Annotated in this window: 15 protein-coding genes; 9 read left to right on the forward strand and 6 right to left on the reverse strand. The window is 68.6% G+C overall.

Going from position 1 to position 16,117, the window contains the following annotated elements:
* Window positions 1-5: 5 nt before the first annotated feature.
* On the reverse strand, window positions 6-311 hold the full coding sequence (locus OSC27_RS03930) for a hypothetical protein (protein ID WP_267180096.1): 306 nt from the start codon (window positions 309-311) through the stop codon (window positions 6-8).
* Window positions 312-337: 26 nt separating this feature from the next.
* A complete protein-coding gene (locus OSC27_RS03935; protein ID WP_267180097.1) occupies window positions 338-850 on the reverse strand; it encodes a hypothetical protein in 513 nt (170 codons plus the stop codon).
* Window positions 851-944: 94 nt separating this feature from the next.
* On the opposite strand from OSC27_RS03935, the gene OSC27_RS03940 reads away from it, so the two are divergent.
* The gene (locus tag OSC27_RS03940; RefSeq protein ID WP_267180098.1) at window positions 945-1,892 is read left to right on the forward strand and encodes a quinone oxidoreductase family protein; all 948 of its coding nucleotides are present in this window, start codon (window positions 945-947) and stop codon (window positions 1,890-1,892) included.
* Between the two features lie 136 nt (window positions 1,893-2,028).
* Here OSC27_RS03940 and OSC27_RS03945 read toward each other — a convergent pair whose 3' ends face one another.
* The 4 genes from OSC27_RS03945 to OSC27_RS03960 all read right to left on the reverse strand — a co-directional run bounded on the left by OSC27_RS03945 (window position 2,029) and on the right by OSC27_RS03960 (window position 5,724).
* A complete protein-coding gene (locus OSC27_RS03945) occupies window positions 2,029-3,045 on the reverse strand; it encodes a glycine betaine ABC transporter substrate-binding protein (protein ID WP_267180099.1) in 1,017 nt (338 codons plus the stop codon).
* Window positions 3,046-3,750, reverse strand: a complete 705-nt coding sequence (locus OSC27_RS03950) for an ABC transporter permease (protein WP_416348822.1) — start codon at window positions 3,748-3,750, stop codon at window positions 3,046-3,048.
* A 104-nt stretch (window positions 3,751-3,854) separates the two neighbouring features.
* A complete protein-coding gene (locus OSC27_RS03955) occupies window positions 3,855-5,087 on the reverse strand; it encodes an ATP-binding cassette domain-containing protein (protein WP_267180100.1) in 1,233 nt (410 codons plus the stop codon).
* Window positions 5,074-5,724, reverse strand: a complete 651-nt coding sequence (locus OSC27_RS03960; RefSeq protein WP_416348807.1) for an ABC transporter permease — start codon at window positions 5,722-5,724, stop codon at window positions 5,074-5,076. The genes OSC27_RS03955 and OSC27_RS03960 overlap by 14 nt, the downstream gene beginning before the upstream one ends.
* 270 nt (window positions 5,725-5,994) lie before the next feature.
* Between OSC27_RS03960 and OSC27_RS03965 the strand changes: the two genes are divergently transcribed.
* The 8 genes from OSC27_RS03965 (at window position 5,995) to OSC27_RS04000 (ending at window position 16,116) form a co-directional block, all read left to right on the forward strand.
* Window positions 5,995-6,315 carry a DUF3311 domain-containing protein gene (locus tag OSC27_RS03965; protein WP_267180101.1) on the forward strand — a complete coding sequence of 107 codons (321 nt, stop codon included), beginning with the start codon at window positions 5,995-5,997 and terminating at the stop codon, window positions 6,313-6,315.
* Window positions 6,312-8,060 carry a monocarboxylate uptake permease MctP gene (gene mctP / locus OSC27_RS03970; RefSeq protein ID WP_267180102.1) on the forward strand — a complete coding sequence of 583 codons (1,749 nt, stop codon included), beginning with the start codon at window positions 6,312-6,314 and terminating at the stop codon, window positions 8,058-8,060. Before OSC27_RS03965 ends, mctP begins: the two co-directional genes overlap by 4 nt.
* Window positions 8,061-8,449: 389 nt before the next feature.
* A complete protein-coding gene (locus OSC27_RS03975) occupies window positions 8,450-9,985 on the forward strand; it encodes an acyl-CoA dehydrogenase family protein (RefSeq protein WP_267180103.1) in 1,536 nt (511 codons plus the stop codon).
* Window positions 9,982-11,652 carry an ABC transporter substrate-binding protein gene (locus OSC27_RS03980; RefSeq protein ID WP_267180104.1) on the forward strand — a complete coding sequence of 557 codons (1,671 nt, stop codon included), beginning with the start codon at window positions 9,982-9,984 and terminating at the stop codon, window positions 11,650-11,652. The genes OSC27_RS03975 and OSC27_RS03980 overlap by 4 nt, the downstream gene beginning before the upstream one ends.
* Entirely contained in the window at window positions 11,642-12,607 is a 966-nt protein-coding gene (locus OSC27_RS03985; RefSeq protein ID WP_267180105.1) for an ABC transporter permease, read from the forward strand. Before OSC27_RS03980 ends, OSC27_RS03985 begins: the two co-directional genes overlap by 11 nt.
* Complete coding sequence (locus OSC27_RS03990) at window positions 12,604-13,422, forward strand: ABC transporter permease (protein ID WP_267180106.1); 819 nt, start codon at window positions 12,604-12,606, stop codon at window positions 13,420-13,422. The genes OSC27_RS03985 and OSC27_RS03990 overlap by 4 nt, the downstream gene beginning before the upstream one ends.
* Entirely contained in the window at window positions 13,419-15,326 is a 1,908-nt protein-coding gene (locus OSC27_RS03995) for a dipeptide ABC transporter ATP-binding protein (RefSeq protein ID WP_267180107.1), read from the forward strand. Before OSC27_RS03990 ends, OSC27_RS03995 begins: the two co-directional genes overlap by 4 nt.
* Complete coding sequence (locus OSC27_RS04000; protein ID WP_267180108.1) at window positions 15,292-16,116, forward strand: MBL fold metallo-hydrolase; 825 nt, start codon at window positions 15,292-15,294, stop codon at window positions 16,114-16,116. Before OSC27_RS03995 ends, OSC27_RS04000 begins: the two co-directional genes overlap by 35 nt.
* The last annotated feature ends 1 nt before the right edge of the window (window position 16,117 follow it).

The following is a 16,117-nucleotide window of genomic DNA, read 5'->3' on the forward strand; positions in this document are numbered from 1 at the left end:
CCCGCTCACTCCGCCCGAAGCTCTGCCGACGGCCTCGCGAACGTCACCTCGATCGAGCCTTCCACGCTGCCGGAGGCGATGAAGGCGATCTTGCCCTCGGCGGTAAGCGTGAGCTTCACCACGATGGACTCGAGCCGCATCGCGTCGGAGGTCTGGCCGGCGAATGCGGTGCCGAGGTCGCCGCTCAGCTCGGCCAGCTGCGCGGCGACGGATGCGGCATCCAGATGCGCGATCGACAGTGCACCGTGCGCCGTGACCGCTCGTGCTTCGGCGCCCGGATCCCGCGGAACCACTAGGGGAAACTCAGCCATACTCGCACTCCTTCGTCGTCGGGAAACTAGTGGTCTCCGGGCTTGCCCTTGCCATGTCCCGAATTCTGGCCGGGCGGGGTTCCGTTGTTGCCGCCGGGCTTGCCCGGCGCATCCGCCTTCGTATCGTCGTGCGTGTCGTTCGCGGCATTCTTCTCGCGCTGAAGCTGCTGGGCGAGCTGCTGCTGGGCCTCGGTGAGCTGCTGTTGCTGCTGGTTCAATGCGGTGAGCTTCTCGTCGAGAGTGGTCTGGCGAGCGGCCGCGATCGCGGAGTTGAGGTCGCCGCGCACGCGCTCGATCGAGGCGCTGATGCGCGCGCTCCGCTCGCTGGGGATGCGCCCGGACGCCTGCTCGCTCGCGAGCCGACCCTGCAGATCGTCGAGGGCGGCGAGCGCCTTCGAGAAGTCGCCAGCGGCGGCATCCGTGGTCACGACAAGCACGCCGTGCTCGAGAGACGCGGCGAGGGAGGACTCGTACGACGGGGTCGCCGCGCAGCCGGTGAGTCCGGCCGCCAGCAGCATCGGGAGAAGCGTGATTTTCATGTCTCTTGTGAGTGTCATCGCTTCCGGGAGAATTGCAATGGTGCCCCCGAGTGCGGCCTCGAACCATCGGGCAGTGGGGCGATAGCGTGGGGGCATGGCAAAAAGATGGGTAGCCGCGGATGTCGGCGGGCTGGATCGGTTGCGCATGATCGACGCCGAGGTGCCGCCGCCGGCCACCGGCAAGGTCACCATCGACGTTCGTGCGGTGGGCATGAACCCGGCCGATTTCAAGCACATCTCGGCCGCCCGCAACCCCATAGGCGCGAGCGCGACACCGCTTCCCATCGGCTATGAGGTCGCGGGCGTCGTCGCGGCACTCGGAGACGACACCGAGATTGCGTCAGGTGGTGGGGCCGTGGGGGATGAGGTGCTCGCCTTCCGCGTGACCGGCGGATACGCCACTCGGCTGAATGTTCCCGCTCGTGACGTGTTCGCCAAGCCCGCCTCGCTCGATTTCCCGCAGGCGGCGAACCTTCTGCTGGCGGGGGCGACTGCCGCCGACATGCTGCACACGGCCGAGGTGACGGCGGGGGAGACCATCGTTGTGCACGGGGCTTCCGGGGCGGTGGGGGTCAGCATCCTGCAGCAGGCTCACGAGATCGGGGCGCGTGTCGTCGGCACCGCCGGGCGAGGGAGCTTCGACGTCGTGCGGCGCTACGGTGGCGAGCCGGTTGAATACGGTGATGGCCTGCTCGATCGGCTGCGCGCCGCGCTGCCAGGCGGCACGGCCGCGGCCGCGCTCGACTGCGTCGGCACCGACGAGGCCGTCGACGCCTCGCTCGCGCTGGTAGGTGACCGGCGGCGCGTGATCACGATCGTCGCCTCGGGTCGAGCAGCCGACGAGGGGTTCGTCGCGCTGGGTGGCCGCGCACCCGATAGTGCCGCCTATCGCGATCGGGTTAGGCCGCAGCTCATTCGGCTGGCCGCGGAGGGCAGGCTCGAGGTGCCGATCGCCAGGACCTTCGGGTTCGACGAGGCGGTCGCCGCGCTTCAGCTGCTGTCGACCGGGCACCCCGGCGGAAAGCTTGCGCTGATCCCGTAGCCCATGGTCCCGTAGCCGAGGTCGGCGCCGGCTCAGCCGTGAGGTCAGGCGCCGCGCGACGTCGCCCACAGGTCGATGCCGAAGCTGTGCCGCAGACCGAGGGAGAGGAGTCTCGTCTCCACCCGGCCTCCCACGTTCACGGTTTCGTGATGAAGCCCTGCTTGACCATCCAGTCGAAGGCGACATCGGCCGGCTCCTCGCCGCCCACGTCGACGCGCAGATTCAGCGCGCGCAGCTGCGTGTCGGTGAGCTTCGGCGAGATCTGGTCGTAGACCGCCTTCAGGTGTGGGTACTCCTTCAGCGTCGCGGTCGAGAGCACGGGCGCCACGTTGTACGCGGGGAAGAACCCCTTGTCGTCCTTCAGTACCGTCAGGTCGAGCGAATTGATGCGCCCGTCTGTGGTGAACACCTCACCGAAGTTGCATTTGCCCCGATCGGTGGCCGTGTAGACCGTGCCCGTGTCGAGGATCTTCACATTGCTCGTGGGCACGCCATCCGCCGCCCCGAGAGTGAGTCCGTAGTGCTTCAGCATGGGCTTGAAGCCGTCGGCCCGCGAGTTGAACTCTGCTTCGACGCAGAAGGTGCGATCCTTCACCGGCAGGTCCTTCAGCTGAGAGAGGGACGTGATGCCGCCGAGCTTCGACACGGCCTCACTGCGCACCGCCATCGCGTACGTGTTGTTGAGCGGTGCCGGGTGCAGCCAGGTGAGCCCGTTCTTCGCGTCGGCGTCGCGCACCGCCTCGTACTGCTTCTCCTGATCGGGGATCCCCTGCTTGCGCCCGAGATAGGTCAGCCACGCCGTGCCCGTGTACTCGTACGTCATGTCGGCGCCGCCGTCGAGCATGAGACGGCGCACCGCCACGCTGCCGGGCACGTTCGTCATGTCGGTCACCTGGAACCCGGCGGCCTTCGCCGCGAGCACCGCGATCTTGCCGAGGATCAGCTGCTCGGTGAAGTTCTTTCCCGTCACGGTGATCGACGCGCCATCCGGCAGGTCGGCGCTGGGCTTGATCGTGCCGGGCTGGGCGGCGGGCACGAACGCCGTCGCCGGCTCAAGCCCGCAGCCCGCGAGCGGCAGCACACACACGAGCGCGGCACCGATCAGGGCGGCGCGGCGGGCGCCACGGCGACGGATGCGCGCATTCTTCAACATCTACAGTCCCTTCGGGCGGGCGAAGTGCTCGACGACGCGGCCGACCCAGTCGATGAGTAGCGCGAGCAGGGCGATGAGCAGGGCTCCCGTCACCAGCACGCGCGGCAGAAACAGGTTGACGCCGGTCGTGATCAGCAGCCCGAGACCGCCTGCCCCGATGAAGGTGGCGAGTGCGGCCGAGCCGACCAGGAGCACCAGGGCAGTACGGATGCCGGCGAGCATCACGGGCACGGCAAGGGGCAACTCGACCTTCATCAGCACCGAGAAGGCGCTCATGCCCATGCCTCTGCCCGATTCGACGAGCCGGGAGTCGACGCTCTGAATGCCGATCATCGTATTGCGCAGCACCGGCAGCGCGGCGTAGGCGACGAGCGCGACGACCGCGGCCCAGAATGAGAAGCCCAGCCAGAAAGCGAGCAGCACGACGAGGCCGATGGCCGGGGCGGCCTGGCCGAAGTTGGCGAGCGCGAGCACGACCCCACTGATGCGGTTGAACGGCCGGCGAGTCAGCAGCACGCCGAGGGGAATCGCGATCACCAGCACGATCGCGGCCGACACGAAGGTGAGCGCCAGGTGCTGGCCCGTGTATGCGAGAAGATCGGGCGGGTTCAGCGTCGAGCGCTCGGTGGGCGACAGGTCGGCCAGCATGAGCCACGCGACGAAGGCGGCGAGCACAACGAGCACGGCGATGGGCTGAACGAGCAGGCCCTTCCACGTGGTCGCTGCGCCGGCATCCTCGGTTCTCAGAATGTCCTGCTCTTCGTGCTCGGCGTCGCGCTCGGCGTGCTGCTCGGAGGCGGTTGCGGTGCTCACTGCGTGCCGCCCTGGACCGTCTCGATGACGCCCGTGTTCGTGCCAACGGGCGTGTACTCGGCCTCCTCGGCGGCGGCCGCGCGGGAATGTGTGATCGCGTCCATGACGACCTCGACGGTGATCACGCCGAGGAACGCGTCGCGGCGCCCGGTGACCAGGGCCGCGCCGGCACTGGAGACGAGCATGGTGTCGAGCGCGTCGTTGAGGGTGGCGCCGCGGCCGACGACCGGCAGGTTGGGGTCGACGGTCGCGGGGATTGACTCCATGCGTGAGAGCTGGCGGCGAGACGGCCAGCCGATGGGTCGGTTGCGTTCGTCGACGATGACGGCGTGACCGTCTCCGGCGGCCTTCACGCGGTCGAGCACGGCAGAGGCGCTCTCGCCCGGCACGGAGGTGACGGCAGGGGCCAGGTCGACGTCGTTCACCCGGTTCAGGGTGAGCTGTTTGAGCCCGGCGCCGGAGCCGATGAAGTTCTCGACGAACTCGTTGGCGGGCTCTGCCAGGATGCGCTCGGGTGTGTCGTACTGCACGATGTGCGCACCCTCGGAGAAGATGACGATCCAGTCGCCCAGCTTCACGGCCTCGTCGAAGTCGTGCGTGACGATGACGATGGTCTTCTGCAGCTCATCGTGGATCTTGATGAGCTCGTCCTGAAGGCGCTGGCGCGTGATGGGGTCGACGGCGCCGAACGGCTCGTCCATGAGAAGCACGGGCGGGTCGGCGGCGAGCGCGCGGGCGACGCCGACCCGCTGCTGCTGCCCGCCGGAGAGCTCCTTGGGGTAGCGGTCGCGGTACGTGTCGGGGTCGAGGGAGACGAGCTCGAGCAGTTCGTCGACGCGGGCGCTGATCTTCTCCTTCGACCAGCCCAGCATTTTTGGAACGATCGCGATGTTGGCTGCGACGGTCATGTGCGGAAAGAGGCCGCCCGCCTGGATGACGTAGCCGATGCGGCGGCGCAGCTCGTCTCCGTCGATCGAGGTGACGTCGTCGTCGCCGAGCACGATGCGACCCTCGCTTGGCTCGATCAGTCGGTTGATCATCTTGAGGGTGGTCGTCTTGCCGCAGCCGGAGGGGCCGACGAGCATGACGATCTTGCCCGCCGGGATCTCGAGTGTGATGCCGTCGACCGCGGGTTCGGCCTGGCCTGGGTAGCGCTTCGTGACCTGGTCGAGCAGGATGCTGCGGCCCGACTGCTCGGTGGCGATGGGGGTGGAGTTAGTTGCTGACACGGATACCTCGCGAGATAGTCAGGCGGCCGAGGCCGACAAGGAGCAGATCGAGAATGAAGGCGAGAATGATCACGCCGATGACGCCGACGGCGACGGAAGCGAGCGAGTTGGCCCCGCCCAGGCGGGAGAGTCCCGAGAAGATGAAGCCGCCGAGCCCCGGGCCGAGGCCGTACGCGGTGACGGCCGCGACTCCCATCACCATCTGTGCCGAGATGCGCACGCCCGTGAGGATGATGGGCCACGCGAGCGGCAGCTCGATGGTGAGGAACGTGCGGGTGCGGCTCATGCCGATTCCGCGTGCCGACTCGACGACCGAACTGCTGACCTCGTTCAGGCCGACGACCGCGTTGCGCAGAATCGGCAGCACCGCGAAGAACGTGACGACCACGACCGAGGGCGCGACGCCGAACCCCATGGGGGCGATCAGCAGGCCGATCAGTGCGAATGACGGGATCGTGAGCCCGACGGCAGAGACGCCGTTCGCCACCGAACTGAGCCTCGGGCTCCGGTAGACGATGAAGGCGATCACGAGCGAGATGGCGATGGCCAGAATCAGGCACTGCACCACCAGCGAGAAGTGTTGCCAGGAGGCGAACCAGATCTGATCCCACCGGTCACGCAGGAAGCTCCACAGCATCGACTCTCCTCATCGTCACGTCATTCACATCGGTTTCTTGGCACATCGCACTCGTCGACCCACGAAAGGTAAACGGCACCTACCCTAACGAGGTGTGCGGGCCGGTCGCACCCTCGGGTGGGCGGATGCGCGCATCCATGCATATGAATCGTTATCAAACAGCGAGCGGTGAAAAAGCCGGTCAGAAGACATAAGTAGGTGGCCTGTGGAAAGTTTTGATAACGATCTGGCGGCAGGGGAGTAATCTCACCCTCCGGAGAGGAATCGTCAATGTCGACACCTGCAAACCCTGCCCCGGCGGCCGACGCCAGGCCCACCAGAGGTCCGGCTCGCCCGGCGCCGTACGTGATCAGCGCGATCCTCATTCTGATCGCGATCGCCCTGCCCCTGATCCCGCCCATTTACGCGCGCGCCGAGCCTGCGCTGTTCGGCATCCCGTTCTTCTACTGGTACCAGATGCTCTGGGTGCTCATCGACGCTGGCTTGCTGTGGATCTGCTACGCGCTCATGACGCGTGAGGACCGACGGCGTCGCGAGGTGGTGCGCAGGGCAGCGGATGCGCCTGCCACGGGTGCGGAGGGGCAGCGATGAGCGGCGGGTACTTCGGGGCCTCGGCGACGACCGCAGTCTCGGCTGCCTCGCACCCCGTCGCGGCCTCGGCGACCTCGCACCCCATCGACGGGGTCGCCCTGACGGTCGTCATCGTCATCTTCGCGATTGTCGCGGTGATGGGTTTTGTTGCGGTTCGCTGGCGGGTCAAGCCGGAGGAGCGCGGGCTGAAGACGCTCGACCAGTGGGGGCTCGGGGGGCGCGGCTTCGGCAGCTGGATCACGTGGTTCCTGCTGGGCGGGGACCTGTATACGGCGTACACGTTCATCGCCGTGCCCGCGGCGATGTACAGCACCGGCGCGGTGAGCGGATTCTTCGCGGTGCCGTACACGGTCGTGCTGTACCCGATCGTGTTCCTGCTCATGGCGCGGCTGTGGTCGGTGTCGCACCGGCACGGTTACGTGACGCCGGCCGATTTCGTGGGCGGGCGCTATGGCAGCAAGACGCTCTCGACCGCCATCGCCGTGACGGGCATCGTGGCGACGATGCCGTACATCGCGCTGCAGCTCGTGGGCATCAAGGCGGTGCTCGCCACGCTCGGCCTGGGCAGCGGGGCGAACGCGTTCCTGGCCGACCTTCCGCTCATCATCGCGTTCGTCGTGCTCGCGGCGTACACGTACACAGCGGGCCTGCGGGCGCCTGCCGTGATCGCGGTGGTCAAAGATCTGCTCATCTACATCGCCGTGATCGTCGCGATCATCTGGCTGCCGTCACAGATCGGCGACTGGGGCAGCATCTTCGATGCGGCCGCCAAGAAGATGTCGGCCACGAATCCGGCCACCGGATCGCCGGTCGGCAGCATCATTCCCGGGGCATCGAGCTTCAACGCGTACTGGACGCTCGCGCTGGGAAGCGCCATGGCCCTGTTCATGTACCCGCACTCGGTGACGGGCGTGCTCTCGACCAGGAGCCGCAACACGATCCGGCGCAACGCCGTTGTGCTGCCGATCTACTCGCTCATGCTCGGCTTCCTCGCGCTGCTCGGGTACGTCGCGATCAAGGCGGGCACGAACCCCGTCGATCTGAACGGAAAGATCAACCCGCAGCTCGTGGTGCCGCAGCTGTTCCTCGATCACTTCCCGTCGTGGTTCGCGGGCGTGGCGTTGGCGGCGATCGCGGTAGGTGCCCTCGTTCCCGCGGCGATCATGTCGATCGCGGCATCCAATCTGTTCACCCGCAATATCTACCGTGACCTGTTCAAGCCGAAGGCGACGCCGCAGCAGGAGGCGAAGGTCTCGAAGCTGGTGTCGCTGTTGGTGAAGCTCGGCGCGCTGCTGTTCGTGCTCATCATGGACCAGTCGGCGGCGATCAACATGCAGCTGCTCGGCGGCGTCTGGATTCTGCAGACCTTCCCCGCGATCGTCGCCGGGCTGTACACCCGCTGGTTCCATCGGTGGGCGCTGCTCATCGGCTGGGCGGCGGGCATCGTCTACGGCACGGTCGCCGCGTACAACGTGGTCAACCCGGTGACGGGGGCGCACTTCGGTGGCTCCATCTCGGCGTTCCCGTTCACGAACGTGCCGGTGTACATCGCCGTGAGCGCGTTCGTGATCAACGCGGTCGTCTCGGTTGTGCTCACGCTGGTGTTCCGGGCGCTGAAGGTGCGTGACGGCCGCGACGCGACCACGGCGAGCGACTACGGCGCCGACGAGAACGACCCGAAGGTGCGCGTGGTCGAGGACGAGTCGGCGACGAACGAGCCGGGCCCGGCGGCACCCGTGGCGTGAGGCCGGCACTGTTGCGTGACGTGGCGCCTATGGCGTGAGGCCGGCGCGGTGGCGTACGGGTGCCGGCGTGGCCCTTCTCGCGCGCGCCGGTCGCCGAGAGTGGGTGTTCGCGACGAAATCGTGATGTGCACCACGCCAGTTCGTCGCGAACATGCGATCTCGACGCCCCGCCGCCGAGATCGCAGCCTGAGGGCGTGTGTTTCTGTGACGCCGCGTGGCGCTGTGTGACGAAGCGCGTCGCTCGGTTTCGGCGCGTGTCGCGCCTCGTTGCGCGGATGCCACGGCGGTCTTCAGTATGGCTCTGCGCCCCGGCGCGCCTCACCCGGCACCCGCTCTCTTCGCGAGATGCGCGTGCCGCCTCGGCCATCGCGAGAGACAGGAACCGCACCATGACGTTCGCGCCAGACACCGAAGCGCCAGACACCGCAGCGCCAGCCACCGAAGCGCCAGCCACAGCAGCGCCAGCCACGGCAGCCCTGTCCGCATCGCGCGCCGCGCCATCGACCGCCCAGATTCTTGCCCGGTTCCGCCCGATCATCGCGCGCATTGCCGAGGGCGCAGTCGAGCGCGAACGCGAGCGCGCCCTACCGTTCGCCGAGGTCGAATGGTTGCGCGAGGCCGGCTTCGGTGCCCTGCGCGTGCCGAGACAGCACGGCGGCGACGGCGTCTCGCTGCACACGCTCTTCGCGCTGCTCATCGAGCTGGCGTCAGCCGACTCGAACCTGCCGCAGTTGCTGCGCGGCCACCTGGGTTTCGTCGAGACGCAGCTCGGTCTCGACGACAGCCCGACCCGTACCGAGTGGTTCCGGCGCATCGTCTCGGACCGCATCCTGTTCGGCAATGCCCAGGCGGAGCGCGGCCCTGACACCCAGACCGTCGTCGAGGAGCGCGACGGCCGCTGGGTCATCGACGGCACCAAGTACTACAGCACGGGCACACTCTTCGCCGACTGGATCTGGTCGAGCGCCCGGCGCGGGGACGAGCCGGTCGCGCTCGCGGTGCCCGCAGACGCGGCCGGCGTCACTCGCGTCGACGACTGGGACGGGTTCGGCCAGCGCCTCACCGGCAGCGGCACCACCACGTTCGACGCGGTCGAGATCGACCCGCGTCACATCGTCTCGTTCATCGACGGCGAGCCGCGCCCGCACTCCTACGTCACGGGCTTCTACCAGCTCGTGCTCCTCGCCGCGCTTTCCGGCATAGCGGATGCCGCGCTGCGCGAAACCGCGGCCTTCGTGCGACCACGCCGGCGCACCTTCGGGATCCCCGGCGAATCCTCACCCCGGCACGACCCGCTCGTGCAGCGGGTGGTCGGGCGGGTCAGCGCGCTCGCGTTCAGCGCCCGATCGAACACGCTCGCCGCGGTCGGTGCCCTCGAGAGTGCCGATGCCCTTGAGCATGCGGATGCCCTTGAGCATGCGGATGCCCTTGAGAGTGCGGATGCCCTTGAGCATGCGGATGCCCTTGAGCGTGCGGCTGCCCTTGAGAGTGCGGCTGCGATCGATACCGCGGATGCGGCCGGTCTCGACGGCGAGAGCGAACACGAGCGGTACGGCGAAGCCGTCATCCGTGTCTTCCAGGCTCAGCAGATCGTGATCGGGCAGGTGCTCGAGGCGACAACGCTGCTGTTCGAAGTCGGGGGCGCATCGGCCACGAGCGACCGCATCAGGCTCGACCGACTCTGGCGCAATGCGAGGACGATCGCGTCGCATAATCCCGCCATCCATCGCGAGCAGGCGCTCGGCGACTACGTGCTCAACGACGTGCTGCCTCTGGCCTGGCACGACCGGGTGGCCGCTGGCGCCCCCGCCACCACCCCGCAGCACACCACCCCGCAGCACACCACCCCGCAGCACACCACCCCGCAGCACACCACCCCGCAGCACACCACCAGCGCTGGAACCGACACGAGGAGCAACCGATGACCGACGAGCGCGTACGTAACGTCACCCGACTCCGATCCCGCCACTCGTGGGCGATGGCCCTGGCGATCCCCGCGATTCTGGCCATGTCGGCGTGCGCGGGCACCGCATCCGCGGGCCAGGCCGAGAAGAGCGGCGCCATCGTCAGGAATGGATCGCTCACCCTCGGTACGAACGGGCAGGAGCCGCCATGCATCGCGCCCGCCGAGAATGCCGGGCTCAACGGCCCCGAGCTCTCCCGACCGCTGACCGACTCGGTCGTCTACGAGAACCCGAAGACGCACGAACTCGAGCCGTGGCTCGCCACCAAATGGGCAGTGTCGGCCGATGGGCTCACCTACACGTTCACCCTGCGCAAGGGCGTCACCTTCAGCGATGGCACGCCGTGGAACGCCGAGGCGTTCAAAGCGAATCTCGACTACATCGTCGACCCGGCGACGAAGTCGCCCATGTCTGCCTCGTACATTGCGCCGTACGAGAGCTCGACGGTCGTCGACCCGTACTCGCTGACGGTGAAGCTCAGCACGCCGTACTCGGCGTTCCTGCGCGTGCTCGCGCAGGGCTTCTTCGGCATGGTGTCGCCGAAGCAGATCGCCGACGCCCCCGCCGACATCTGCGCCGCGCCCATCGGTACCGGCCCGTTCACCCTCGTGAAGTGGACCAAGGGCCAGTCGGTGGAGTACGTGCGCAACGACGCATACAACTGGGGCCCGCCCGGAACCCACACGGGCGCCGCGTACCTGAAGCACTACACCGTGCTGTTCCTCGGCGAGGATTCCACCCGGTACAACGCGCTGGCCTCCGGGCAGGTCGACGTGGTCGACTGGGTTCCCGCCCAGAACATCCACGCGGCCAGGCAGGACCCTTCTCTCAGCGTCCTCAGCCTGACGACGCCGGGGCATCCGTTCAGCTGGTGGTTGAACACCGCCCGCGCACCGTTCAACGACCTCAAGGTTCGCCAGGCTCTCCTCACGGGCATCGACCGCGCCGAGATCGTGAACTCGGTGCTGTTCGGCGAGTACAAGACGGCGACCGGCTACCTCACGTCGTCGACCCTCGACTACTCGAAGAACACCATCGCGCACAGCGTGAAGAAGGCGAACGCGCTGCTCGATGAGGCAGGCTGGGGCACGCGTGACTCCGACGGCTATCGCACCAAGGACGGCAAGCGCCTCACGGCCCAGTTGCCGACCTCGAACGCCATCGCCTACCGCGTGCAGATCGCCGAGCAGGTGCAGGCGCAGGCCAAGAAGCTGGGGATCGACATCGAGATCAGCTACCCGACATCGCAGGAGCTGAGCCAGGATGCGCTCGACGGCAACTACGACATCAGTGCGGGCATCTGGGGCACGAACACCCCTGACATCCTGTGGCTGCGCTACTCATCGAAGAACATCACGACCGCCGACCGCATCGGCCTGAACGTCGCACGGCTGAGGGACGACACGGTCGACAGCCTTCTTCAGCAGGCACGAGAGACGACGGATGCGGCGCAGCAGGCCGCGCTGTACGGCAAGGCCCAGACGAGGCTGATCGACCTGGCGCCCGCCATTCCGTTCTTCGACGACCAGCGCGTGGTGGCATTCGACACGGCGAAGGTGCACGGGCTCTCGCTCGAGACGGCCTACCCGGCGCCCTACGTGTTCGACGCCTGGACCAGTGAGGGCTGACATGGCGGCGGCCCGGGTGCGCCGCGTGGCGGGAGCGATCGGCCTGCGGCTCGGCGGGGCGGTGCTCGTGGTGTGGGGCGCGGCGACGCTCGCGTTCCTCGCGATCTACCTGACGCCAGGCGACCCTGCGTACGCGGTGGTCGGCGGGACCGACGCCAACCCATCGCCCGCCGTGCTCGCCCAGATCCGCGCGGAGTACGGGTTCGATCAGCCGTGGTACGTGCAATACGGCAGCTACCTGTGGCGGCTGGCACACGGCGACCTCGGCACCTCATACCGGCTGCGCGAGCCGGTCGCGACGGCGATCGGTCAGCAACTCGGCGGAACGGTGCAGCTGGCGCTCGCCGCCGGCCTGCTCGCGGTGGTTCTCGCGATCGTCGTGGCGCTGCTGACCGCTCACCGGCGCCCCTGGATTCGCGGCGTGTCATCGTCGGCCGACCTGGTTCTCGCCTCCATGCCGTCGTTCTGGCTCGGCATCCTGTTGCTGAGCGCCTTCTCGTACGGGCTGCACCTCTTGCCTGCCATCGGCAATCGGGGCTGGCAGTCTCTTGTGCTGCCGGCCGTGACGCTGGCGCTGCCCCTCGCGGCGGTGCTCACGCAGGTGCTGCGCAACGCCCTGGAGGAGGTGCTCGAGGAGCCCTTCATCACGAGCGCCCGTGCGAGGGGCCTGTCAGACACGGCCGTGCGTCTCAGGCATGCCATGCGCCACGCTCTGATTCCCCTGGCGACCATGACCGGGTACCTGCTCGGCGGGCTCCTCGGCGGCACGGTGGTCACCGAGACGCTGTTCAGCCGGCAGGGCCTCGGCCGGTTGCTGTTGACGGCCGTGAACGGCAAGGACCTGCCTGTGGTGATTGCGATCGTCGTGCTCTCCGCCGTGGTCTACATGGTCGTGAATCTCGCCATCGACCTTGTCTATCCGTTGATCGATCCGCGGCTGAGGAGGCTCGCATGAGCGCCGCCGTCTCGCGTCGCCCGCCCGTCGCCGTGCTCGCCGCCCTCGTCTTTCTCGCCTTCCTCGCCGCGAGCGCGCTGGTGCCGCAGTGGATCGCGCCGCACGATCCGCTCGCGATCGGCCCGCACGTGCTCGCGGCGCCGAGCGCCGCGCATCCGCTCGGAACGGATGAGAACGGCCGCGACGTGCTCAGCCGCATCATTTACGGAACCCGGGAGGCGCTGCTGCTCGGCTTCGGTGCCGTCGCGCTCTCGCTCGTCGGGGGATCGGCTCTCGGGGTGCTCGCGGGGCTCGGCAACCGTTTCGTCGAGTCGGTCGTGATGCGCTTCGTCGACATCGGTCTCGCCTTTCCCGAGATGCTGCTGGCGCTTGTCGTGATCGCGGTGACGGGTGGCGGCACGACGAACGCGCTCATGGCGATCGGCATCGCCGGGATCCCGAGCTTCGCGCGGCTCGTGCGCGCCCAGACGCTCGGCATCCGGCGGGCGCCTTTCGTGGAGGCCGCTCGGGGTCTCGGCCTGAGCGAGCCGCAGATCGTGGTGCGGCACATTCTGCCCAACGCCATCAGGCCGATCCTGGTGCTCGCGACGATCGGTGTCGGCACGGCAACGGTGGCGGGCGCGGCGCTCAGCTTCATCGGCCTCGGCACGCCGCCACCTGCCCCGTCGTGGGGCGTCATGCTGTCGACGGCGCGCAACTTTCTCGACAGATCGTGGTGGTACGGGGTCATGCCGGGGCTTGCGATCACGCTCATGGTCGTGAGCGTGACGGTTGTCGGGCGATGGCTGCAGCGACGCACGGAGGCACGGCGATGACACGGAAGGGTGTGGGGGAGTTGAGCGGTGAGCTGACACGAGATGTGACGGATGAGCCGGGGCGCGAGTCGCCGGATGTGCTTCGCGATGCGCGACCGATCCTGGCGGTGCGCGACCTCGTCGTGGGCTTCGGAAACCAGGCCGAGCCGGTCGTGCGTGGGGTCTCGTTTCACGTCAACCGGGGCGAGGCTCTCGCCATTGTGGGTGAGTCCGGGTCGGGCAAGAGCGTGACGGCCAGAAGCGTGCTCGGGCTCGCCGGGGACAACGCCCGCGTGGCCGCCAGCGAGCTGAGCTTCGACGGCGTCGACCTGCGCAGGCTGCGTGAGCGGCAGTGGCGCGGCATCCGTTCCGGGCGCATCGGCCTGGTGCTGCAGGACGCCCTGGTCTCCCTCGACCCATTCCGCGAGGTAGGGCGGGAGGTGGAGGAGGTCCTTGCGCTGCACTCGAACGCGCGCGGCCCCGAGCGGCGGCGGCGGGCGATCGACGCCCTGACACGGGCCGGCATCCCGGACGCCGAGCGGCGTGCCAGGCAGATTCCTGCGGAGCTGTCGGGCGGGCTCCGACAGCGCGCGCTCATCGCCACCGCCATCGCCGCCGATCCCGAGCTGATCATCGCCGACGAGCCGACGACGGCGCTCGACGTCACGGTGCAGGCTCAGGTGCTCGCCCTGCTGCGCGGGCTCGTTGACCGTGGCAGGTCGCTGCTGCTGATCAGCCATGACCTCGCCGTCGTGGCGAGCGTCGCCGACCGCGTGCTCGTCGTGCGCCACGGCGAGGTCGTGGAAGAGGGGGATGCCGCCGACGTGCTGGCGCGGCCGCGGCATCCGTACACGAAGCAACTGCTCGCGGCGGTTCCCTCGGCGGCCTCGCGGGGGCGCCGGCTGTCGGGCGAGCCGCCGAGCGCCTACATCGAACGGGTTCGTGACGCATCGCACGGCGGTGACGGCCGCCAGCTCGCCGGCGAAAGGCGTTCCCACGATGGCGGGGATCACCCCATCGTGCTGGAGGCGGACGGGCTCGCGAAGTCGTTCGGCACGGCCGGCGGGGCCCGCCTCGCCGTCGATGACGTCTCATTCGCGCTGCGCCGAGGAGAGACGCTCGGGATCGTCGGCGAATCGGGCTCGGGCAAGTCGACGACGGCGCGCCTCGCCCTCGGCATCGAGAAGCCGGACAGCGGCAGCGTGCGGCTCGACGGGCGCGACTGGAACGAGCTGGGCGGGCGCGCTCTTCGAGCGGCGCGGCTGTCCATCCAGGCCGTGCACCAGGACGCGCTCAGCACGTTCGATCCACGCCACACGGTCGGCGCCATCCTCACCGAGGCGCTTGCCGCCTCGGGCGTGCGCGGCGGCGCCGAGCTGCGGGCGCGCTCGGCCGAACTGCTCGCGCTCGTCGGGCTCGACGATGGCGTTCTCGATCGCAGGCCACTGCGCATGTCGGGCGGCCAGCGGCAGCGCGTCTCGATCGCGCGGGCTCTCGCTCCCCGGCCCGACGTGCTGGTCTGCGACGAGCCCGTCTCCGCGCTCGACGTGTCGATCCAGGCGCAGGTGCTCGACCTGCTCGTCGACGTGCAGCGGGCCACCGGCGTCGCCTACCTCTTCATCTCTCACGACCTCGGCGTCATCAGCCACATCGCCGACCGCGTGCTCGTCATGAAAGACGGCCGCGTCGTCGAGCATGGAGAGGTGCGGCAGATCTTCGAGCGACCCGAGCACCCGTACACGAGACGGCTGCTCGACGCCGTGCCGCGGCTTGAGGCGGCGCTCGAGGCAGCGCCCGAGAGTGCGCCCGAGAGCGTGCCCGAGAGTGCGTCCGAGACTGCGCCCGGCCCTGAGCTCGATGCCGCTGGTACCGTCGAGGCGGAGGCATCACATGACCGTCTGGATCTGCAAAGCGTGCGGCGTTGAACGAGACGACACGGATGCGCCCCCGCTCACCTGCCCCATCTGTCTCGACGAGCGGCAGTACGTTCCCAAGACGGGGCAGGAATGGCTCTCGCTTGACGAGCTGAGGAGCGCCGGAACGCGCGTGAACATCGCCGAGCTCGAACCGGGCTTGTTCGGCATCACCAGCACGCCCGCGGTCGGCATCGGCCAGACGGCGCTGCTCGTGACCACTCCGGCGGGCAACCTGCTCTGGGATCCGACCGGGTACATCGACGACGAGGGCGCGCGCCGCGTGCGCGAGCTCGGGGGAGTCGCGGCGATCATCGCGAGCCACCCGCACATGTACGGGGTGCAGGTGGAATGGTCGCGCGCATTCGATGACGCGCCCGTCTACGTTGCGGAGGTCGATCGGGACTGGGTGCAGAGGGAGTCCGACGGCATCCGCTCGATAACGGATGCCGCACAGGTGCTGCCCGGCGTCACGGTTCACCGGATCGGCGGCCACTTCGCGGGAAGTCTCGTCGCACACTGGCCCGCGGGAGCGGACGGTCGCGGCGTGCTGCTCGCGGGCGACGCGATCTTCCCGGGGCCGGATGGCCGTACGGTGTCGTTCCTGCGCAGCTATCCGAACAGGCTGCCGCTGTCGGCGGCCGTCGTCGATCGGCTGGCGCGCAGCGTCGAACCGCTCGCCTTCGACCGCCTCTACAACAACTTCGCCAGCGTCGTCGAGCGCGATGCGAAGGCCGTCGTGCGCGGCTCTGCGGACCGCTACATGGCATGGGTGCGCGGCGACTTCGACCACCTCACCTGAC

This window comes from Microbacterium sp. STN6 (assembly GCF_026410545.1).
In the GTDB taxonomy this organism is placed as follows: Bacteria; Actinomycetota; Actinomycetes; order Actinomycetales; family Microbacteriaceae; genus Root112D2.